The sequence below is a fragment of the Anabaena sp. AL09 genome (genome assembly GCF_001672255.1).
GTDB lineage: Bacteria > Cyanobacteriota > Cyanobacteriia > Cyanobacteriales > Nostocaceae > Dolichospermum > Dolichospermum lemmermannii.
Genome location: NZ_LJOQ01000038.1, coordinates 53,131 through 75,178, shown reverse-complemented (window position 1 = coordinate 75,178; position 22,048 = coordinate 53,131). Strand labels below are relative to the sequence as shown.

19 protein-coding genes are annotated in these 22,048 nt (G+C 37.4%); 10 read left to right on the top strand and 9 right to left on the bottom strand.

The genetic code is table 11. From position 1 onward, the window contains the following. Window positions 1-63: 63 nt before the first annotated feature. On the bottom strand, window positions 64-249 hold the full coding sequence (locus AN490_RS06670) for a hypothetical protein (protein WP_213712512.1): 186 nt from the start codon (window positions 247-249) through the stop codon (window positions 64-66). Between the two features lie 89 nt (window positions 250-338). On the opposite strand from AN490_RS06670, the gene AN490_RS06665 reads away from it, so the two are divergent. The 5 genes from AN490_RS06665 (at window position 339) to AN490_RS06645 (ending at window position 6,010) form a co-directional block, all read left to right on the top strand. After that, complete coding sequence (locus AN490_RS06665) at window positions 339-1,958, top strand: RluA family pseudouridine synthase (protein ID WP_300001092.1); 1,620 nt, start codon at window positions 339-341, stop codon at window positions 1,956-1,958. Between the two features lie 119 nt (window positions 1,959-2,077). Continuing rightward, entirely contained in the window at window positions 2,078-2,671 is a 594-nt protein-coding gene (locus AN490_RS06660; RefSeq protein ID WP_300001090.1) for a TetR/AcrR family transcriptional regulator, read from the top strand. 46 nt (window positions 2,672-2,717) lie between these two features. Further along, complete coding sequence (locus tag AN490_RS06655) at window positions 2,718-4,007, top strand: ABC exporter membrane fusion protein (protein WP_300001088.1); 1,290 nt, start codon at window positions 2,718-2,720, stop codon at window positions 4,005-4,007. A gap of 33 nt (window positions 4,008-4,040) precedes the next feature. Further along, on the top strand, window positions 4,041-5,222 hold the full coding sequence (gene devC / locus AN490_RS06650) for an ABC transporter permease DevC (RefSeq protein WP_300001086.1): 1,182 nt from the start codon (window positions 4,041-4,043) through the stop codon (window positions 5,220-5,222). A gap of 38 nt (window positions 5,223-5,260) precedes the next feature. Further along, window positions 5,261-6,010, top strand: a complete 750-nt coding sequence (locus tag AN490_RS06645; RefSeq protein ID WP_300001084.1) for a DevA family ABC transporter ATP-binding protein — start codon at window positions 5,261-5,263, stop codon at window positions 6,008-6,010. An 81-nt stretch (window positions 6,011-6,091) separates the two neighbouring features. Here the strand turns inward: AN490_RS06645 and AN490_RS06640 are convergent, their stop codons facing one another. Both AN490_RS06640 and AN490_RS06635 read right to left on the bottom strand, forming a co-directional pair. Continuing rightward, window positions 6,092-6,643 (bottom strand): hypothetical protein, encoded by a 552-nt coding sequence (locus AN490_RS06640; protein ID WP_300001083.1) that lies wholly within the window; start codon window positions 6,641-6,643, stop codon window positions 6,092-6,094. Next, window positions 6,630-7,745 carry an AAA family ATPase gene (locus AN490_RS06635; RefSeq protein WP_300001081.1) on the bottom strand — a complete coding sequence of 372 codons (1,116 nt, stop codon included), beginning with the start codon at window positions 7,743-7,745 and terminating at the stop codon, window positions 6,630-6,632. Before AN490_RS06635 ends, AN490_RS06640 begins: the two co-directional genes overlap by 14 nt. Before the next feature lie 260 nt (window positions 7,746-8,005). Here AN490_RS06635 and AN490_RS06630 point away from each other — a divergent pair, with 260 nt between their 5' ends. Beyond that, window positions 8,006-8,533, top strand: coding sequence for a single-stranded DNA-binding protein (locus tag AN490_RS06630; protein WP_300001079.1), 528 nt, complete (start codon window positions 8,006-8,008; stop codon window positions 8,531-8,533). A gap of 47 nt (window positions 8,534-8,580) precedes the next feature. On the opposite strand, the gene AN490_RS06625 is transcribed toward AN490_RS06630, so the two are convergent. The 4 genes from AN490_RS06625 to AN490_RS06610 form a co-directional block, all read right to left on the bottom strand. Further along, the gene (locus tag AN490_RS06625; RefSeq protein ID WP_213712491.1) at window positions 8,581-9,459 is read right to left on the bottom strand and encodes an NAD(P)-dependent oxidoreductase; all 879 of its coding nucleotides are present in this window, start codon (window positions 9,457-9,459) and stop codon (window positions 8,581-8,583) included. A gap of 398 nt (window positions 9,460-9,857) precedes the next feature. Next, window positions 9,858-11,045 carry a class I SAM-dependent methyltransferase gene (locus tag AN490_RS06620; protein WP_300001075.1) on the bottom strand — a complete coding sequence of 396 codons (1,188 nt, stop codon included), beginning with the start codon at window positions 11,043-11,045 and terminating at the stop codon, window positions 9,858-9,860. A 61-nt stretch (window positions 11,046-11,106) separates the two neighbouring features. Next, window positions 11,107-11,670, bottom strand: a complete 564-nt coding sequence (locus tag AN490_RS06615; protein ID WP_300001073.1) for a Uma2 family endonuclease — start codon at window positions 11,668-11,670, stop codon at window positions 11,107-11,109. 279 nt (window positions 11,671-11,949) lie between these two features. Continuing rightward, the gene (locus AN490_RS06610) at window positions 11,950-12,249 is read right to left on the bottom strand and encodes a hypothetical protein (RefSeq protein ID WP_300001071.1); all 300 of its coding nucleotides are present in this window, start codon (window positions 12,247-12,249) and stop codon (window positions 11,950-11,952) included. Window positions 12,250-12,462: 213 nt separating this feature from the next. On the opposite strand from AN490_RS06610, the gene topA reads away from it, so the two are divergent. Beyond that, entirely contained in the window at window positions 12,463-14,649 is a 2,187-nt protein-coding gene (gene topA / locus AN490_RS06605; protein ID WP_300001069.1) for a type I DNA topoisomerase, read from the top strand. Window positions 14,650-14,676: 27 nt separating this feature from the next. On the opposite strand, the gene AN490_RS06600 is transcribed toward topA, so the two are convergent. Then, the gene (locus tag AN490_RS06600; protein ID WP_300001067.1) at window positions 14,677-15,240 is read right to left on the bottom strand and encodes a GAF domain-containing protein; all 564 of its coding nucleotides are present in this window, start codon (window positions 15,238-15,240) and stop codon (window positions 14,677-14,679) included. A 163-nt stretch (window positions 15,241-15,403) separates the two neighbouring features. Continuing rightward, complete coding sequence (locus AN490_RS06595; protein WP_300001065.1) at window positions 15,404-16,219, bottom strand: type 1 glutamine amidotransferase; 816 nt, start codon at window positions 16,217-16,219, stop codon at window positions 15,404-15,406. Between the two features lie 570 nt (window positions 16,220-16,789). Here AN490_RS06595 and AN490_RS06590 point away from each other — a divergent pair. From AN490_RS06590 to AN490_RS06580, 3 genes are all read left to right on the top strand, one after another. Beyond that, a complete protein-coding gene (locus tag AN490_RS06590) occupies window positions 16,790-17,554 on the top strand; it encodes a COP23 domain-containing protein (RefSeq protein ID WP_300001063.1) in 765 nt (254 codons plus the stop codon). Between the two features lie 719 nt (window positions 17,555-18,273). Continuing rightward, window positions 18,274-18,978: a peptidylprolyl isomerase gene (locus AN490_RS06585; RefSeq protein WP_300001061.1), complete on the top strand. Its 705-nt coding sequence runs from the start codon at window positions 18,274-18,276 to the stop codon at window positions 18,976-18,978. Between the two features lie 56 nt (window positions 18,979-19,034). Continuing rightward, window positions 19,035-22,028 (top strand): peptidase domain-containing ABC transporter, encoded by a 2,994-nt coding sequence (locus AN490_RS06580; RefSeq protein WP_300001059.1) that lies wholly within the window; start codon window positions 19,035-19,037, stop codon window positions 22,026-22,028. Window positions 22,029-22,048: the final 20 nt, after the last annotated feature.

Below are 22,048 nucleotides of genomic sequence, written 5' to 3'. Positions count from 1 at the left end.
TGGGAACAAATACTTTGTGATAACAACCTACAGATTGTCCAAATCAAAGCCTATCTAAACTTCCTACACAGGATTTTCCCAAAGATGTTCCCACAGGTTTCGGGAAAGTTTCATATCCTCATCTACAAAAAAATATATGAGAAAAAATGGTAAAAACAAAAATACCAAAATAATGATAAAATTGCCGACGGGATTATTGATAATTTCTGGTGTGAGAATAATCAAAGGTATTGTAAAATATACTAACATCCATACTAAAAAAAGCTTCCCAATCAAAACAAACAACTTAAACAAAAATTTGTTAACTATCAAATAATTTATCATACTATATACATTTTATGATTCTTCTACATCCGCTTTCAGACTTTATCGAATCCAATTTTATCATCTATTCCGCACAGCCTAACTATTACTATGAAGGAAAATGTCCTCAAACTGGTGAAATATTGAGATTACCCCGCACACCTTTAGCAGAAGCTATAGCTGATAGTCTCATGCAGCAACTTGAACAAGATCATCTTTATTCCCATGAGGGAAAAATGTATGGTATTTTGTTAGTTGAATTACCCAATGGTGAACAAAGAGTTATTAAAGCATTTTCCGGTTTATTAAATGGTAATAGTATGGTTACAGGTTGGGTGTTACCAATTCCTGGTAGAGAGGAAGTGGCTTTATTAGAAACTCAGATTTTAGCAAAGTTAGCAGCAATTAAACAAGAAATTATTACCCTTGAACAAATTCCCGAAAAAGCAGAATATAAAACTCTGTCCGTTGAATATACCCAACAGTTACAAACTATGAGCTTACATCATGATCATAGCAAACAGCAACGACACAAACAACGTCAAGAATTTTATCAAACTCTCACAGATGAATCTCTCACAACTGCTTTGGAAAAACTAGAAGCAGAAAGCCGTCAGCAGGGAATTGATCGCCGAAATCTTAAACGCCATCAAAATGAAATTTTACAGCCTTTACAGCAAATTATAACGTCCGCAGATAGGAAGATTACAGAACTAAAACAACAGCGGAAACAACTATCTCGGCAATTACAAACAGAAATGCACGCTGCTTATAGCTTAACTAATTTTCAAGGACAATCTCTATCTTTACAGCAATTATTACCAGAAGGAACACCAACCGGAACAGGAGAATGTTGCGCTCCTAAATTATTAAATTATGCAGCTACTCATCAATTAAAACCTTTAGCAATGGCTGAATTTTGGTGGGGTGATTCTGCGGTCGAGAATAAAGTTTCAGGAGAATTTTATGGTGCTTGTTTAGAAAGATGTCAGCCATTAATGGGATTTTTGCTATCAGGATTAAAGCCAAATCAAGTAGAAATAATTCATGAAGATGAATGGCTAATTGCTGTGAATAAATCATCAGGACTGTTATCTGTTCCCGGTCGTTATTTTCATAATCAAGATAGTGTAATTAGTCGTTTATGTCATCTATATAATCAAGAAATAATCGCGGTACATCGTTTAGATCAAGATACTTCCGGAATTCTCTTAATAGCTAAAGATCCAATTACTCATTCTCAATTAAGTCAACAATTTCAACAAAGACAAATTCATAAAGTTTATGAAGCTTTGCTTACAGGTTCTCTAGCTATTAATGAAGGTGAAATTAATTTACCTTTATGGGGAAATCCTGATCATCGTCCTTATCAAGAAGTGGATTTATCACGAGGTAAACCTAGTTTAACTCACTTCCGCGTTATGAACAGAGAAGGAGATTATACCCGTGTTGAATTTGTGCCTTTGACTGGACGGACTCATCAATTACGGGTTCATGCTGCTGATACAAGAGGACTGGGAATGGCAATTTTGGGGGATAAACTCTATGGTTATCATAGTGATACTGATAGATTATATCTGCACGCAAGAGAGTTGAGGTTTCAGCATCCTCATGTAGAAAAAATCTTCCACTTACAGGTAAAAACACCATTTTAATCAGGACATCTAATTTGTAAAGATATATTGACAAATACTTCATACTTATTTTATTATTTAATATAACAAGCGTTCGATATAAAAACAGATAGCCCCCATAGTGAGGAACAAGCCATGTTATGCCGAAAATTGTTAATCACGAACAATACCGGAAAGAATTACTCGGTAAATGTTTTAATTTGTTCGCTACAAAAGGCTATTCAGCTATTACTATGCGGCAGATTTCTGCGAGTTTAAAGGTTTCCACAGGTACGCTATATCATTATTTTCCCAACAAACAAGCTTTGTTTGAGCAATTGGTGGAAGAAATTAGTCAGCAGGATATCATTACAGCTTTAACAGAATTTGGAGGAAAAAATAACTTATTAGAATTGATGGCAGCTTTGGGTCAATACCTTGTTAAAAATGAGGATTATTTAATTAAATGGACTTATGTATGGGTTGATTTTTGTCAACATCAAGACTCAAAAATAATGCTAACTAATAGCACTGTTTTTAAGCGTGCAAATCAACGATGTCAGCAAGTAGCCTGTGATTTATTAGGTGTTAGAGATGTGGTATTAGCATCTTTTGTTTTAAGTTTCGTGAATGGTGTTGTTTTGGAGAAATTATGGGGTAATGAGAACATTGATTTCCCTGAACAGTGTAAGCTGTTAGGAGAAATGATTACAGCATATTTACAGCAAAAAGCTGAGGTTAAAATTAATAATTAACCACCAATAAATACCGATAAATTTATTTTGTAATGAGGTAGTGAAAATGAGTTACAAACTGTCGTTTAAATCCCCAAGTCCAGGTTTGATTGGTTTAATGCTTGCGGCTACTGCGATTCCATTAGGAATTGTTATTTATGGAGTTTCTCATTTCGGACAAATGGGTAAAACTTCTGTAAATGAATCAAAACCAATTGTTCCTATCGCTGAAATAGTTACTGCTTTAGGAAGATTAGAACCAGAAACAGAAGTAATTAAATTATCTGCACCTTTAGCATTAGATGGCGATCGCATTGTGGAAGTATTAGTTAAAGAAGGTGCTAATGTTAAAGTCGGTCAAGTAATTGCCATTTTACAATCTCGTGATCTTTTAAAAAATGCTGTTATTCAAAGCATGAAACAAGTCGAAGTTGCTAAAGCTAAACTTGCACAAATTAAAGCCGGGGCTAAATCAGGAGAAATTCAAGAACAGTCCGCAATTGTTGATAGAGTCAAGGCACAATATACAGGAGATAAACAAGCCCAGGCGGAAAATATTGCTCGCATATCAGCCCAATGGGAAGGGGATAGAATTGCCCAAACAGCAACTATTAATAAACTAACCGCAGAACTCAAAAATGCAGAATCAGAATATCAACGCTATCAACAGTTATTTTCTGAAGGGGCAATTTCTAATTCTGTAATTGATAGTAAACGTTTAAATGTAGAAACCGCAAAACAGACATTAAGTGAATCCCAAGCTATTCTCAACCGGATTAATACTACAGCCAATAAACAATTAGCAGAAGCTAAAATTGCCCTGAATCGTATTAATAATACTAGCAATAAACAAATTAGTGAAACTCAAGGTAAACTCAATAGTATTGCCGAAATTCGTCCCGTTGATGTGGCATTAGCGAGAACAGAAGTAGAAAGTGCGATCGCTAATTTAAATCGAGCAAAAACTGAACTAGAAGCAGCTTATATTCGCGCCCCTATGACGGGACAAATTATTAAAATTCATGCCCGTGTCGGTGAAAAAATTGATAACCCAGGGGTTGCTGACTTTGCCCAAACTAACACAATGATGGCAGTAGCAGAAGTTTATCAAACTGATATTAGTAAGATAAAATTAGGACAAAAAGCCATCATTACCAGTCAAGGATTTACAGGAGAATTAAAAGGTGTAGTCCAACAAATTGGGTTACAAGTCAAGCGTCAAAACGTCTTTGGTGATCAACCCGGAGAAAATTTAGACAGTCGCATTGTCGAAGTAAAAATTCGCCTAACTCCTGAAGATAGCAAAAAAGTTTCTGGCTTAACTAATTTACAAGTGCAAACAGCAATTAAATTGTAATTAATTTCTCATCAAGATGCATAAAAAAAACTCATGATTAATAAAATCTTTCGGAAAACGCCCCTAGCTTGGCGACAATTAATGAAGGAAAAAACGCGACTATTGGTTGCAGTTGCGGGAATTACTTTCGCGGATATGCTGATATTTATTCAGATGGGTTTTGAAAGTGCATTATTTGATGCTGCTATTCAACCTCACCGCAATTTACAAGCAGATTTAGTCTTAATAAATCCTCAATTTCAAACCCTACTTTCAGTCAAAAGCTTTTCTAGAGAAAGACTTTATCAAGCATTAAGTTACAACGGTGTAAAATCAGTCAGTTCTATTTACATTAGTACCGGACAATGGCGCAATCCTCAAACTGAAATAGATCGATCTATCTTAGTTTGGGGTGTAGATCCATCTGCACCTGGTTTAAAGTTTCCTGAACTGCAAGCAAAGAAAGATGATCTTAAACAATTGAATCAAGTTGTATTTGATGAAGCCAGTCGTCCAGAATATGGAGAGATTGGCAAGATATTTCGAGAAACTGGCAAGTTTAACGCCGAATTAAGCGGAAAGAATGTCAGTGTTAAGGGTTTATTTCAAAATGGTGCTTCCTTTGCTGCGGATGGAAATGTAGTAGTTAGTGATTCTACTTTTTTACAATTATTTCCTACTCGCAAAGCTGATCAAATTGAAGTTGGGTTAATTACTCTTCAACCCGATGCTGATCTTGAAAAAATCAAAGCACAACTACAAATAGGACTAAATCCAGATCCTAAAAATCCCTTTGTTGAAGTTGGTACTCCCGAAACATTTGCCCAAAAGGAAAAAACTTATTGGGCTAATGGGACAGGGATTGGTTTCATTTTTAGTTTGGGTGTAATAGTCGGTTTTATTGTTGGTATTGTTATTGTTTATCAAGTGCTTTATTCTGATGTTTCTGATCATTTACCAGAATATGCCACTCTCAAAGCAATGGGTTATACTGATAATTATCTATTGCGAGTTTTATTGCAAGAGGCATTATTCTTAGCTGCATTAGGTTATTTACCTGCATTTTTCCTATCTTTTGGGTTATATCAAGTTACATTTGCCGCAACTCTTTTACCAATATATATGAAGGTAGATCGGGCAATTAATGTTTTTTTCTTAACAGTAATTATGTGTACTGTTTCTGGCACAATAGCGATGCGAAAACTCCGTTCTGCTGATCCGGCGGATATTTTTTAACCTAACAATTTTTATATCTCACGCAAAGGTAAGGAACTATGTCATTGGAAGTTACAACTATTCCTTCTGAAGTTATTTCTAGTTCAGAAACAGTTATTTCTGTTAGTAATCTCAATCATTATTTTGGGAAAGGGACGCTGCAAAAACAAGTCTTATTTGATATTAATTTAGAGATTAAGACAGGAGAAATTGTCATTATGACCGGTCCTTCGGGTTCAGGTAAAACTACCCTATTATCATTAATGGGCGGTTTACGTTCTGCCCAAAATGGCAGTTTACAAATATTAGGACAGGAAATGTCTGGTGCAAAAAAAGGGCAATTAACTAAATTACGTTGCCAAATTGGTTATATTTTTCAAGCACATAATTTGATGAGTTTTCTAACAGCTAAAGAAAATGTGCGGATGTCTTTGGAGTTACATGAAAATCATCTCAATGGTGATATTAATGCTAAAGCTACAGCAATGTTAGAACACGTTGGTTTAGCACAACATATTAATTCCTATCCAGAGAATTTATCCGGTGGACAAAAACAACGGGTAGCTATAGCCCGCGCTTTAGTCAGTCATCCCAAAATAGTATTAGCAGATGAACCGACAGCTTCCTTAGATAAACAATCTGGACGCGATGTGGTGGAATTAATGCAAGTTCTAGCAAGGGAACAAAACTGTACTATCTTATTAGTCACCCATGATAACCGTATTCTCGATATAGCTGATCGGATTATTTACATGGAAGATGGACAATTGAAAAGTGATGGTGTAGAAATGGGAGTTAAAATAAATTGACACTTTTTTTATGATGAATAATAACACAGTTTTAATTTCAATATTGAAGCAATAAATTCGCAAGAAATGAGAATTGATAACTTATCCAATTAATGGCAAAATTCTTTGCAGTTCTCCACAAGCAGCTTTTAAAGAAGGTGGTGCATTCTCATCCAAATTACCTTGAGAACACTGGTTGACTAATTGCTCAACATAGGGTTTGCAAATAGACTCATTTTTGTCGAATTTTGGATATGGCTTTTCAGCTTGTTCATCAACATTTGTACCTTGTAAATAATGTATCCAAGTTTCAATATTTCTTTTCGGAACAAATATTGCGATTTTTTCATGAGGTTGACGCAGTTCTTGTGCATTTTTTATAAGTGCATCATCTAATTGCTTTAGTCTTTCTTCGACTGTTTTTTTATCTGCATCAATTAAAACAATGAGCATTCCTGAAAGATAATTTTTGCTACGATATGCTTTGACTTCTTTAGGATAATTATCTCTAACGAACTGCTCACCTGCTCCTTCTAGACAGATTTTAGGTTTAATATTTCCAGTAAATCCTCTTTTTTTTAGGAAATGACGAGCAAAAATCTCCTGTTGTTTATCCTCACATAATATAGTAATCTGTAATCTACGCTGGGTCATATAGCCATCCCCTTTCAATCAATTCTGAAATGGCTAATCCAGAGTTGTCAGCCTCTTTATTACTAATTTTTTTGACTCTTACAGGTGTATTACTTTGGCGCTCAAACCAATATCCTATAGGTGAAGCTAGTAAATAATTAATTAATACAGGATGATGTGAAATTAATAAAGTTTGTAGTTTTCCTTCATCACAAAAATCATACAGTTGAAGTAGCCAAGGTTGAATTTCTGGAAGTGCTAAAAAGTTTTCTGGTTCATCAATACATAATGTATAGTCTTCTGATTTCATGCCGTACATTAATGTATATAATATTATTAGTGCTTTTTGTCCATCTGATAATGCACCAAAATGATAATCAATAGTATTTTTATCTTCTGAATTTGATGTGAATTTTAATTTCAAACCAACATATTTTTCTCCTATTTGCTCAAACTTAAAACTAATAAAACCATCTAAAACTTCTTTTAAAACATTTATTAATTCAGCAACTTTCCCTTGATCTTGTGAAATGTATTTATACCAAGAAACGAAATTTTCAGCTTTAGAACCTAGATATTTTGTTTCTGCACCACCACTCTTTATTAAAATAGGAACAATTTGTACAATAATTATTTTCTCTATCCGTTTTGTAAACCAGAATAGTTTTTTGTTGTCATTTCTTGGTAATAAAGAGGATAATATAGATTGAGATGAAAGAAATGAATATTTTGATGCTTCTGAATAATCATCTCGAAAAAGTTGTACATCGCCATTTTCATATTTTAGTAAAGGATGTCCATTGAACCATAATCTTTCATACGAAACAGAGACTTGATCTCGATTAGCTTCAACTACAAGTTCATATTTATAGTTACCATCATTACCATCTATTTCTAACTCGAAACGTTGAATTGGTAAAGTTTGCCAGCAAGTAAAATCAAAATAATCAAAAATAGAATCTAATTTTGATTCACCTAATATAAAACTTTGAATTTTCCGCAAGGCTTCAAAAACAGTTGATTTACCTGCTCCGTTACCACCAAGAAATAAGTTAATTGAGTCAACATTAAGCTCAAAATTTACCAAGCAGCGAAAATTATCAATATAAATACGCTTTAACATAAAACTTTTTCCCCTAACCAAACACTATCATACAGCGCCAATTACTATAATCACATAAATCATATTAATCATATAAATCACAGTCCAGACCGTAATATAGTACAATTGCTCTATACAGACAAAACATAATGCTCGTTCTAGTCAAGTGTAATATAGAAAAACAATGATCCGTGTGATGATTGCCCTAACTAATTATGCTTGACTTTTCTCGTGAGGTGAAATTCACCGCGAGAAAAAGTATTAAAAATCAGGAGAAGACAATGAACAGTTGTATTTTGATGGCAGAAATTTACGATAATCCCCAACTGCGTCACACACCAGATGGGTTAGAAGTTACAGAAATGATCGTTCATGTCGCGGGAGCAAAACCAGAAGATCCAACGCATCCTTTAAAAGTTGTAGGGTGGGGAAATATGGCAAAAGAGATTCACCAAAGTTATCATCAGGGCGATCGCGTTATTATTGAAGGGCGCTTAGGCATGAATACAATTGATCGCCCCGAAGGATTTAAGGAAAAACGCGCAGAATTAACAGTCCAAAGGATTCACGCCATCGGACAAGGTACTTATACCAGTTCACCACCAGCAGCCACGAGAACCACACCAGCCTATGAAACCCCTGTAGCGCCACCAACCTACAGCCAGACTAATTATGAATCAAACTATCCGACATCAGCCCCAATGCCCCAGGTAGCGCCATCTCAGCCGACATACCAACCCGCCCCTGTGCAGTCTCCATCCCCTGTAGGAGTTACGCCAGAACCCGATCCAGATGACATCCCGTTTTAGTCATAATCCTTGTAGAGACGTTCCATGGAATGTCTCTACATTCTTTTTCAACCTCCACTGACTTCACCCCATTCCCGAATTGCTGGAAATACGGATGAATAATCATCTTCTGGATAGGACATTTTCATAGTTGCGTGTAAGATTTGCCTTACACCCTCAATGCTGTTGAGATTCAAACCCAAGGATTTTGCTTCCGAGATAAATAAATCTATTTCTTTGATCAGTTGTTTTGTCGGTAAGTTAGCGTTAGTATAATTGCCATCTAACATCCGCCGCAAATTTTGATCAAAAGTGGGAGCATAAAGTTTACTTTCGCGCAGAACCTGCATAAACAAATCAACATCAATGCCTTGCAACTGGATATATGCCAGACTCAGAGCAAAGCTAGTTGTGAGAGAAGCAATCAGTTGATTGAGCGCCAGGGTGAGGTTTGATGCCGAACCCACAGCGCCTATATATACAGGATTTTCGCCAAAATGTTGGAGTAACTTTAAATGACGCTGATATTGTTCTTCCTCTCCACCCACCATGACAATTAACTTGCCAGTTTGAGCTTCGGGAATACTACCGAGGACAGGTGCTTCTATATATTCGCCACCAGCCGCAACTACTGTATCTCTGATTTCTTGGCTTTCTAAGGGATTAATTGTCCCCATTTGAATGATGCTGCGTCCTGATAAAGTATGCCAAGAAGTATCTGTCAGAAGTACATGATAAATAGCTGCGGCGTTAGAAAGCATTAGCACTATACAGTCAGCAGCACGGATGGCTTCGCGGGGTTTTGTCACAATTTGCGCCCCTGCTTTCCGTAACGGTTCTAATTTTTCTGGGGTGCGATTATAGGCAATTAGTTCTATATCGGTAGCTAATAACCTTTGAGCCATCGGTAGTCCCATCAATCCAGTTCCCAGAAATGCCACCTTCATGTTTTACGTTCCTTTGTCAGTGGTCAGTTGTTAGTAGAAGAAGTCAGGAGTCAGGAGTCAGGAGTCAGGAGTCAGGAGAAAGAAAAGTGAAAGAATAAATAAAAAAAGTCCTTTCCGTTTCCTCCTCCTTTTTCTTTCTCTTTCCTCTTATGACTTTTATGACTTTTGACTTTTGACTTCCGCGAAGCGGTACTAGCCTCCAGCGGCAAAAGTCACCATAATGATGACGGAAAGTAAGAGTCCGGGGGACAGTAGAGTTACTAGCACTAACAGATCATGAGCATTCATAATTATTTCTCTTGGGTAGATTTTTGACTTAAATGTCATCTCTGTTATGCTAGTGCAATCAGGACTAATACAGGATTGTTAAAGAGATTTTTAACCTTTCTCTTTGATCTCTACTCTGGTACGATTAATCCCTGGAGTGGTTGTGATGCTTCTTGTTCAGTTAGTCCCTGGCTTTGGACTAAAACGCCAAAGTTGCCTAATCCCCCCGGGTTAATTAGTTGGTGTAATCCTTCTCGGCGTTGTAGCAACTGTGATATTGGTTGCTGTTGAGAGGAGAGTGCAGCTAACCTTTCACCTATTCCCAATGCCATCAAAAATAGCCCTTGCTGAGTCCAACCCATGTTTTTGAGTCCGCACCGTTCACCCCAAGATGATAAGGCTGTAAAGTCAACATGGGCAGTGATATCTTGTTGCCCAATATTGATATAAGGATTATCATGATGACGATGCTGGTAGTAGCACTGGAGAGTTCCCTGCGATCGCCTGGGGTTATAATAACGATGAGCGGGGTAGCCATAATCAATTGTTAACACATACCCGCGTTCCAAGCAGTCTGCCACTATACCCAACCAGTTCAAAGCTGCTAAATTAATTTCACTACGATAGCCATTTTCATAAGTATTTTGGCTTAAATCAATTTCCACTAACTTAAAATATTCTCCTAATTGTGGTGTTGATGGTTCTCCTATTATTTCCATAAATAGAGGTAAAGCAGAATTTTCTTCCTCCGATTGTTGCCCAATCGTGACATAAATTTCCCGCAATTCTCCTGCTGCTAAAGTAAATTGGTGGACTGGAAAAGCATCTACTAATTCATTGGAAAAAAAGCAGCCGTTAATAGATTTGGAGGGAATTTCTTCCAAGTTACACCAATCTACAGCAAAATCTTGTAACCGTTGTTGTTGTTCTTGTTTTAAACTTTGTGATTTCTCAACAATAATATATTTGACTGCTGCAAAAAAATCTGGGTATTGTTGCTGTATATAATTGAGTATATGGGATGCTAATATACCTTGTCCTGCTCCCATTTCTACCAAATCAAAATGGATAGGTTTATCTAGAATCTCCCACATTTGATAAAATTGCTTTGCTAGTAATTCCCCAAAGTCAGCGCCTAAACTGGCAGATGTGAAAAAATCACTACCGCGAAATCCGATTTTGATAGCATCACTAGAATAATAACCATATTCTGGGTGATATAACACCATATCCATGTATTCCGCAAAGGTAATTCTTTTTTGAGGACTGGTGATAATCCGATGGGCTATTATTTGACATAACGGGGAATGAGAATCCATAAAATTTGTAGTTGATTGTTAACTAATACTTCTAACTCAAATAAAAGAATATGTCGAATATTTATTCATTTAGCCAACCGAAAAGTTGACCTACTGTAAGATTAAAGGACTCCGCAAAAGATGGAGCAGGTAAGCTATCTGTTTCTAGTTCAAATAATAGAATACGTTGATCAGCAAAATACACAAAAACTAATTTTTCTGCGGGGTCAATTAGCCAACCCATTTGAGTACCATGACTAAGACAATGGAGGATATTCCGCACAACTTTAGTTTGACTTTGTTCAGGAGAAAGTATTTCAATTGTCCAGTCAGGAGGGATAGCAAAAGTATTAGCAACTTCACCATTTTCATCGCGGGGAATGCGTTCCCAAGTGAAGACGGCAATATCAGGTACAATGGATCTACCGCCAAAGGTACAGCGTAATTCAGAGTATGCACGGGCTATACGCTGGGGTTTGAGAACCGTATTAGCCGCAGAAATAAAATCGCTTTGAACTGTGCTATGTTTTCCTTGAGGCATGGGTTTTTGAATGATTTCACCGTTAATAAATTCCCTTGCCGGTTTTGTTTCTGGCAATTTGAGAAATTCATCAAGGGTTAAGGTTTTGATAGGGTTTTGAACCATTACCGTTTTGGGTTTGTGGATTATTAATATTGTACCATTTTTTAATTGTTTGAATCAGGATATCCAGGATTTAAGGATTTACGAGGATTTACAGGATTTTGATTTTATTTGTGGTGTACTAATATTTTAATTTGTCAGAATCAGGATGTCCAGGATTATAGGATTTTCAGGATATTTTTTGATGATGGTGTGTGGGTATTTTGGGATTTTCAGGATATTTTTTAATAATTGTCTTTAAGTGATTATAAACAATCTAAAAATTACCATCCTGTACATCCTTTAAGCCTGGTTATCCTGATATGGTAAATTATCCTCCTCAAAAAAGTCTATAATTCTGACAATATTCGGATGATGATTTTGAGATATTTTGGCTAATGTTCTTCCTTCCTTGCGAAAACCTTCCACAAATCTAGGATAATTAGCATCTCTACACAACCGACTATTAGGAGTTTTAATAACAACGGGAAAATTCAAATCTTGATGTTTAGCTTTATAAGTAACACCAAACCCTCCTTCTCCAATTTCTGTTTCTACGACATATTGGGGACGTTGTTTTAATGGCTTTCCTGGTTTCAGCATAGACAGATAGATGATTGAGTATATCCGTAATTATAACATTTCCTAGTTTAATCAAGTACAAAATTAGTATTTCTCATCTGTGTTCATCTGCGTTTATCTGCGTTCAATTAATTATCCTGAACATCCTCAAATCCTGAAAATCCTGATTCAGACAACTTGTAAAAATATTACCATTTATTTTATCCTAGATAAAGCATCTAAAAAACAAGTTCCATGCCCAAACGCCTCCTAGTTGTTGAATCTCCCGGAAAAGTCAAAAAACTGAGTCAAATTCTCGGTGCAGATTGGATTGTCCGCGCTAGTTGTGGACATATCCGCGAACTCAGTAACGAGGGTGATGATTCGCTAGGATTTACAATGGATGGTAATACTGTTCGCTGCAATTATATCCCCCGTGACCAACGCGCAAAAGAAACAATTCAGCAATTAAAAGCCGCTGTTAGACAGGTTGATGAAGTTGTTTTAGCTACAGACCCAGACAGAGAAGGAGAAACCATTGCTTGGCATCTTAAAGAAACGTTAGGATTAAGAGACCCCAAACGAGTAGTTTATACTGAGATTACACCATCAGCGGTGCGGAATGCGATCGCACACCCCCGAAAACTTGACACTAATTTAATCGGTGCCGGATTATGTCGAGATTGTCTTGATAAACTGGTAGGTTACAAAGGTAGTCCCCTGGTTTGGGCATTAAATAACGGGGCAAAAAGTGTAGGTAGAGTTCAAAGCGCCACATTACACCTCATTTGTCAGCGCGAAAGAGAAATTCTGGCTTTTGTCCCCCAAGATTACTGGAGTGTGTGGGTAGATTATCAAGAAGGATTTCGGGCTTTTTATAAAGGTACGGACAATACTGAGAAAGAAACATCAGAACCAGAAACAGAAACTCATGATGATGCAGCTAGTAACAACCCAGAAAAACCCGAATCTCAGCGCGTTCTCTCAGAAGCAGAAGCCACAAGATTAGTTGAGGAAGCAAAACGTCATCCACATCAAATTATTCACTTAGAAGGAAAACTGGTTTATCGTCAACCCCCTCCACCATTTACCACCTCCACCCTCCAACAAGCTGCCGGTTCAAAGTTGAAATTTTCCCCTGACAAAACCATGCAGGTGGCACAAAAACTATATGAAGCAGGATTAATTACATATATGCGAACCGATTCAGTGATGTTGAGTCCTGAATTTTGTGCTAGTGCGCGTCAATGGTTGGAACAAAATGATCCTGAGAATGTGCCTCAGCAAGTAGCCAAGCAGCGTAGTAGTAAAACGGCTCAGGAGGCACATGAAGCCATTCGTCCCACAGATGTCTTTCGTCCTTCAGTGCAATTACGGGCAGAATTACCTGAAGATGAGTTTAACCTATATGTGATGATTTGGAAAAGAGCGATCGCTTCCCAATGTCGTCCCGCTCAACTTCGTAAAACTTTGGTAATTACGAAATCAGGTAATATCTTATGGCAAGCTAGAGGGCAGGTAATTGAATTTTACGGTTATGCAAAATATTGGCTGAATCTTAGCAAAGATGCCGTTTTACCCTTATTGCAACAGGGACAAAAACTGAATTTAGCCAAAGCTGGACATGATCAAAAACAAACCCAACCACCACCAAGATATAGCGAACCCAAACTTGTCCAATTAATGGAACGTAAAGGCATTGGTCGTCCTAGCACTTATGCTCCCACAATTGCTACTTTAAAGAAACGCAATTATGTGGAGTTGAAAAAAGATAATCTTCAACCCACAGCTTTGGGTTTAGAAGTAGATGAATTTTTACAAAAGGCTTTACCAGATTTATTAGAAGCAGAATTTACTGCTAAAATGGAAGATGCCCTAGATGCAATTTCTGAAGGAAAAAACTCTTGGCAACATTACTTAACTACTTGGAATCAAAGTTATTTTGTTCCTGCACTTTCCAAAGCTAAAACTGTGGTTGTTAATTCATCAACTACAGGTAAAAATAATAATTTTGTTGAGCGTAAATATGAAACTTCAAAAACTCGTTGTCCTAATTGTAAGAACTGTTTAGCTAAAATTCCCAGCAGTAAAGTTAAAAAGAAATACTTTCTTAAATGTGTGAGTGGCTGTGAAAACATTGTGCTATTTTGGAGTGATTTTAACAAAAAGTGGGAAGCACCGAAAACTAAAACATCTGCAGATGAAAATGCTCCCAAACCTTCAGCAAAAATCACTGCATATCCCTGTCCTGTATGCAAGAAACCTTTGGAGGAATACAGTTACCTCAAAGATGGGCAAAATAAAACTATGCTGCGGTGTTCTGGTCAGGATTCATGGAAGGATACGAAACATAAGGATGTGGCTTATTTTCATACTGCTAAAGGATGGTGGAGTCCTAAATTTGGGAATTTAAATGATTTGAACGCAGATGAACGCAGATAAACGCGGATGAATTAATGGATTTGATTTTTAACTCTTTAAAATGTTAGAGTCTGTGGCTAAAGTTCGCGCTGCTGTTTGCATTAGTTCAATATCTGTTAATGTCCAATCACGGGAACTTTGACAATGATGTGCTACTAATAGTCCCCATAATCCTCTTGGTATCAAAATTGGTACTACCAAATTAGCGCGAACTTGCATACTGCGAAGGAAATCACGGTGACAATCCTGAATTGGTTCTAATTCTATATCAGCGATCGCTCTAACCCGTCCTTCTAAGTACAAAGCAGCATATTCATGGTTAAAACAACCGCTTGGTCCGGTAAAACCAAGAATCGAATATTCATCAGCACTCAATGATTCAAATGTTACCTGTCCTTGCCATTGTTCATAGAAATAATACAATACTACACGATTAGCCTGGAGTGATTCTCGCAGTTGATTTGTCGTTTGTCTGATCAATTCATCCCGTTGCATTTTGATGACAAGACGATTGAGTAATTTTCGCAAACCCTGATTGGGGTGGTAACTTGAGCGATTTTCAAATTCTGGGAAAGAAGGTTTACCTTGAGCGGAGTCGAAAGGAAGTTGCACAGATTTAAAATAATGACTAACTAAACAATTTCGGATTTCTATAGTAACTTATCAGACATTTTACCGAAAATCGTTCTTATTTTATAAAAAAATAATGTAGTTTATTAGGCTGGTAATTGGTGATTGGTAATGGATGATTGGTAATTACCCATTACCCATGTTTCTAACTAACTCCAGCTACACTGGGTGAATTCACTTTTAAGCGTTTAAACATTGCTTCCCGTCCCTGTATTGCCAAGGTATCATCTAACGGGGAAAGTTTGATTTCTTGCTGATATTTTAACCTTAACGCGGTTTGAATTAACCAATCAGCAACGAAAGGATTTTTGGGTAATAATGGCCCGTGGGAATAGGTAGCGATCGCATTTTGATAAAACGCTCCTTCTGTGCCATCTTCTCCATTATTCCCCAAACCATACACCACACGCCCCAAAGCTTCCACCTGCCCTAATGTCGTCCGGCCACCGTGATTTTCAAACCCGATTAAATAAGGTTTTGTCCCTGTCATTGCTTCTATTTCCTGTGCCAATCGTGAAGCTGTAACTTCTATCACTAAATTACCAATACACCTTTTCGTATTTTCACCAGGATGAATAGAAACTAAATCTAAAATTCCCAAACCTTCGATTCTTTTTCCAAAGGCTGGTTCATAATAATTTCCTAGCAATTGGGGAGAACCACAGGTAAAAACTCCCGGCGTTCCATGTTCGATTTTATCACGCATTGCCTCCGCTTTTGCCCCTTGTAAATCCCGCATGACAATTTCTTGCTGACGATCCTGTGCGCCCCCACCAACAATCACATCTACTGATTTTATATCCTCAGCGGTAGAGTCTTGATCCAAGGGTAATACGATCACATTATACCCCCGCCATTGAGCGCGGCGTTGAATAGTGATCACATTTCCGCGATCGCCGTAGGTACTCATCAACTTAGGATATAGCCAACCAATAATAATTTCCATCGGTGCAGAACTCATAAAACCTCTAATATAGCAGGAGTCACCAAAGTAGGAGCGCAGGGCGTGCGCCCAGTCAGAATTGTTGCAATATATTAATGAATTTCAAGTTTAGTAAACAGATAACATAAATCAAAAAACTCGTGCTAGATTAAGGGCATGGTACAAAAAGGTTAAAAGTCAAACCTTAAATCCAAACTTTTTCATTAGAGTTTGTGCCTCCTGCTCTAGTGTCCCGGCAATCAATTTTTTCTTGTAGCTTCCTATCAAAGTTTTTTCGCCTAAATCTCACCAAATTGTTATTGGAGGTGTGGAACTCGCAGCCAAAATTGCCTAACCATTGAAAATAAGGGAAGCGTGATTTAAATCGAATTTAATTGATTGCTTGTCCAGTCCACTTCTATATTTTTGTATTGAACTACAACCTAATCAAGAAACCGCTGTAAGCTGCTGATAATCCTTCGTAGCTTGTAGCGGTTTCTGCTATGTATGCTAAAAATAAAAAAACAGGCTTTTCAATGAATCAAAAAAATATATTCTCCGTCAATAGAGATATCAGCTATTTACCTGTTTCTAACAGAGGTTATATTTATGTCATTACAATCACTTCGGTTTTTATTGTTGAGTAGTCTTGGTTGTTCTGTCTTTTTTGGTAATACTGTAGCTTTTGCTCAAGTTGTTGTGCCTACAGTTCCATCAGGTTCTACTACAGTTCCATCAGGCTCATCAACCACCATACCAACTTCCACCACAGTTGACAGTAGTAAAAGGTTTAGTTGTCAATATAATAATGGACAACCTACGGTCATGTATCAGCCCCAAAGTCAACCTGGACAATATTTTGCTTGGGCTGCACCTCAAACTTTAGGCGGGAATTGGGATGCTCAAAGACGTTGTGAAACGATCGCCAGCCGTTTAGAATTATATCGCCCCGATGGATTACAAGAATTACAAATAGCTGTAGAAAATAGCGAAAATATTATCTGTGTAACCACTGAATCTCAGCCCAATTGTCGAATTGTCTTGACAGTACCCCGTGGTAAAGATCCCTATACTATTCGCAATAGTGTATTCCAAAACCTAACTACCGCTGATAGTGGACAACAGACTATTGCCGTTAATACCTACACCAATCGTAACAGAGGTAATGGAGATAGCTTATATAGCCTGGGACAAACGCTTTTAGGTGGTAAAAATCAGGTGAGTTCTGCTAAACAGGGCATTAATTTGAAACCTTATCTTGATCCTAAAGACGGTGGTACAGGCGGAAAACTGAGAAATGGAGTAGAAATTAGACGTAATACCAATACCACACGCCAAGCTCCCAGCCGTCTAAATCCTAGCAAATTTCGTTAACTAAGTTTGTCTCCGATTTCGGGCAACCACAATTCCGGGCAACCACGGGGGGTTTGCCCTTACAGTATTTTTGTGATTATATTTACCTTTTTAGAGAAATTAAATTTACCCTTTATATAATTTTGTCCTGTATTAACTTATTAGGTGTTGTAATTATTTCTCAGGCTGGATTGATTTTTGAAGATTAGTTAGTAAGTGAAGAGTCCGCAATAACCGAGGTGACTGGTTATCTAATTTAGGTTGCTAATTTAAGCTGTTACGCAGCTAAATCTGATATTTCGTAGCCTAGAGTCCTTGCCGTAAGGCTTTCGGGCAAAAAAAGTAAATGCGTAACAGCTTATGACAAATTTATCAATTTATGGTAAGTTGGTATGATAATATCCAAATATCAACACTGTGACTAAGTAGGTGAACGGAAAAAAACCGTAGACCCGGAGAGGCTTCTCGAAGAGTAATATATAACAAAAAGTAAAGTTACCCAAAACCTCTTCCCTGTTCCCTTGTCATAACGACAATTTTTAACGCCAACCTACTTAAACTCAAAAAATCAACCTTTGGTGATTGGCAAATAATTAGTATTTAAATACTACACTGAAACCAATCCAGAGTAAAGTTGCAATAAATTGTATAATTTAACCAAAATATAACTTAGGGACAATCTAGTTATATTATCTTTTCAAAAGAAATTAACAATGACGACAAACCTGATCACAAGCAATATGAATAAAGTTCTACAATTAGGCGATCGCATCTTCCAGCCCACAGAGGTTTTATCATTATTATCGGAATATCAGCTATTACCGCTATTAATCAAAGAAATATTCATTGATCAAGCGATCGCAGAAATTGTCTGTACCCCAGAAGAAGAACAACTAGCCTGCGAACAATTAGCCCAACAATATCAGGGACTAGAACCACAGAGCGAAAGTTTCCAAAAGTTGAGAATTATGGCGGTACGACAATTAAAACTAGAAAAGTTTAAAGAGGAAACCTGGGGAGGGGATTTAAACTCCTACTTTTTCCAACGTAAAAGCCAGTTAGATAGGGTGATTTATTCCCTAATTACCACCTCAGAAATTGGGATCGCTCAGGAAATTTACTTTCGTATTCAAGAGGGTGAACAATCCTTTGCCCAATTAGCGCGGGAATATGCTCAAGGTCCCGAATCGCAAACAGATGGCTTAGTCGGACCAATAGATTTACAATCTCTCCATCCTACATTGGTAAATATCCTTGCCAAAAGTCAACCACAACAACTATCACCACCGACTCAAATTAATAATGTGATAGTAATTGTCCGATTAGAAAAAATACTCCCAGCCCAATTAGATCGTTCCACAAGACAACGGTTACTAAATGAACGATTTAATCAGTGGTTACAAACACAAATGACAGAACAAAAATTTCAAATTCAGACCGTATAAATCGCCAAATATCAACCTTTTAGCCAATACAAAGCGAAATAACTAACTCAATCAATATGACTTATATTCAGAGTACCTTTGAAGAATTCATTGCTAGTATTGAAGGATTTGATCAATTATCAAAAGGGGAAATTAACAACCTCTTATCATCACAAATTCTCCAGCCTTTACGTTATCGCGTAGGACAAAAAATTATTGGTAAAGAACAACTACCAGAAAGGATCGCCATTCTTCATCAAGGTAACGTCAGACTATTGGGATATAATCCCCAAAACCAATTACCAATTACATTAAAATTACTGCAACCAGGGGCAACAATTGGCGAAATTTCTTGGTTACGTGAGCTTCCTTGTGAAACTGCCATAGCTTCCACAGAAGTAATCTGTTTAACCTGGAAAGCCACAGATTATTTGCAATTTATCAACCGCAATCCAGCCTTTGCAAAAGCTCGTCAAAATCAAAGTCACCTAATTGAAATCTTTGATATTTTGAGTTCCCAGGTAGCACAAAAGGCTTTAGTAAATCACAACCTCAAAGACGTTACCCAACAGGCTCAATTAGATTCAAAAATTCATTATTTATCACCAGGAAAAACAGCCTTACAAGAATTAGGCAGCGATCGCATTTGGTTTGTGAGTGGTCGTAGTTCCCTGCCCAATTTCCCACCTGGTTCTCGTCTAGAAACCGACGTAATTGAAGTTAAAGGCAACATTCCTGTTCGTTTATTGGGCATTAATCCTCAAGATCTATCACTACTTGATGGTATTTCCATCGAATCAGAAACATTAGAAACTATATCAGATAGCAGCGTAGATTCGGAAATTCCCTACGCCCAAGAACCAGAATTTGTTCCCCCCACCACATCAAACCAGCCATTAAAAAATCAAAACTATCCATTTTTCCGGGGACAAGGAGAATTAGATTCTAGTCTGGCTTGTTTTCAAATGCTATCCAAGCATTTAGAAATGCCCTTTCGGAAAGAAGTAGTGCGGCGGATTTTAACCGACCAAATTAAGCGGCAAGGGAGTATATCTTTTCAAGTTTGCGCTTATTTATCTGAACTAATTGGACTTAAATCCCAGCTAGTTGATGTTCCTGCTGTTTCCATTAATCGGATTCCTACCCCAGCATTAATTCGCTATCGTGACAGTTTTGCTGTTCTCTATGCAGTAGATGGAAAAACAGTAGTTTTGGGTTTGCCATCTCAAGGTATTATCAACTGCCAAATTAGTCAATTGGTAGAAGAATTAGAAACCGATGACGCTAACTTACAACCACAAGTTAGAGTTTTATTACTGAGTGCGACCAAAGAAACACCGAAAGAACGCTTTGGTTTATCTTGGTTTGTTCCCTATTTATCGCGTTACCGTCGGGTGCTGATAGAAGTATTTATTGCTTCCTTCTTCGTCCAACTAGCAGCCCTCGCTAATCCTCTAGTTATTCAGCTAATTATTGATAAAGTCATCGTTCAAAACAGTATTAGTACCCTGAATATTTTAGGAGTATTACTATTAGCAGTGGGCGTGTTTGAAGCGGTGTTAACGACATTGCGGACTTACCTATTTGTAGATACCACGAACCGCATTGATATGAGTTTGGGGTCACAAATTATTGACCACTTGCTGCGTTTACCATTGCGCTATTTTGATAAAAGGCCAGTTGGTGAACTATCCACCAGGATTAATGAATTAGAAAATATCCGTCAGTTTCTCACCGGTACGGCTTTAACAGTGGTGTTAGATGCCCTATTTTCCGTCGTTTATATAGTTGTCATGCTGTTCTACAGTTGGCAACTAACTCTCGTCGGATTAGGGACAATTCCTCTATTTGTGGTAGTGACATTAATCGCTGCTCCCACAGTGAGTAGACAATTAAGAACTAAAGCTGAACGTAATGCCGAAACTCAATCTTATTTGGTTGAGGTTATGTCAGGTATTCAAACAGTTAAAGCCCAAAATATTGAATTACGCTCCCGGTTTTCTTGGCAAAAGAAATATGCCAAGTTTGTCGCTGCCGGTTTTAAAACTGTTCTCACTTCCACATTAGCGAATTCAACCAGTCAGTTTCTGAGTAAACTTAGTAGCTTATTAGTTTTATGGGTGGGAGCTTATTTAGTTTTAAAACAAGAACTAACTTTAGGAGAATTAATTGCCTTTCGGATTATTTCTAGTTACGTTACTACCCCGATTTTACGCTTGGCACAAATCTGGCAAAACTTCCAAGAAACTGGTTTATCTTTAGAAAGATTAAGTGATATTGTGGATACACCACAAGAAGCAGAACTAGATCGGAATAATATTTCTCTTCCTACCGTTAACGGTGCAGTGAAATATGAAAACGTTTCCTTCCGATTTGCTGCCAGCGGACCACTACAACTCAGCAATGTCACCGTCGAATTTGCCCCAGGTAAATTTGTGGGCATTGTCGGGCAAAGTGGTTCAGGAAAAAGTACAATGATGAAATTACTGCTCAGACTTTATGACACAGAATCTGGGAGAATTTTAGTTGATGGTTACGACATTTCCAAAGTCGAACTTTATTCGCTGCGGCGACAAATTGGCGTAGTTCCCCAAGATACGCTCTTATTTGATGGCACAGTTCAAGAAAATATTGCTTTAACTAATCCTGATGCCACAACTGAGGAAATTATTGAAGCGGCTCAAATTGCTGTTGCTCATGAATTTATTATGACCTTGCCCAATGGTTATAATACAAGAGTTGGGGAACGAGGATCAGCCCTTTCTGGTGGACAAAGACAGAGAATTGCGATCGCTCGTTCTGTCTTACAAAGACCTAAAATATTAGTTTTAGATGAAGCCACCAGCGCCCTAGATTATCCTACAGAAAGACAAATTTGTCTGAACTTAGCTCGCGCTTTTAAAGGTAATACAGTCTTCTTCATTACCCACCGTTTGAATACTGTTAGTAATGCTGATACTATCGTCGTCATGGATAATAGTAGAATGATTGAACAAGGCAATCATCAAGAACTTATGGCAGCTAAAGGTCATTATTTCTACCTTTATCAACAACAGGAAGTAAACTTGTAATTTGTCAGTTGTCAGTTGTA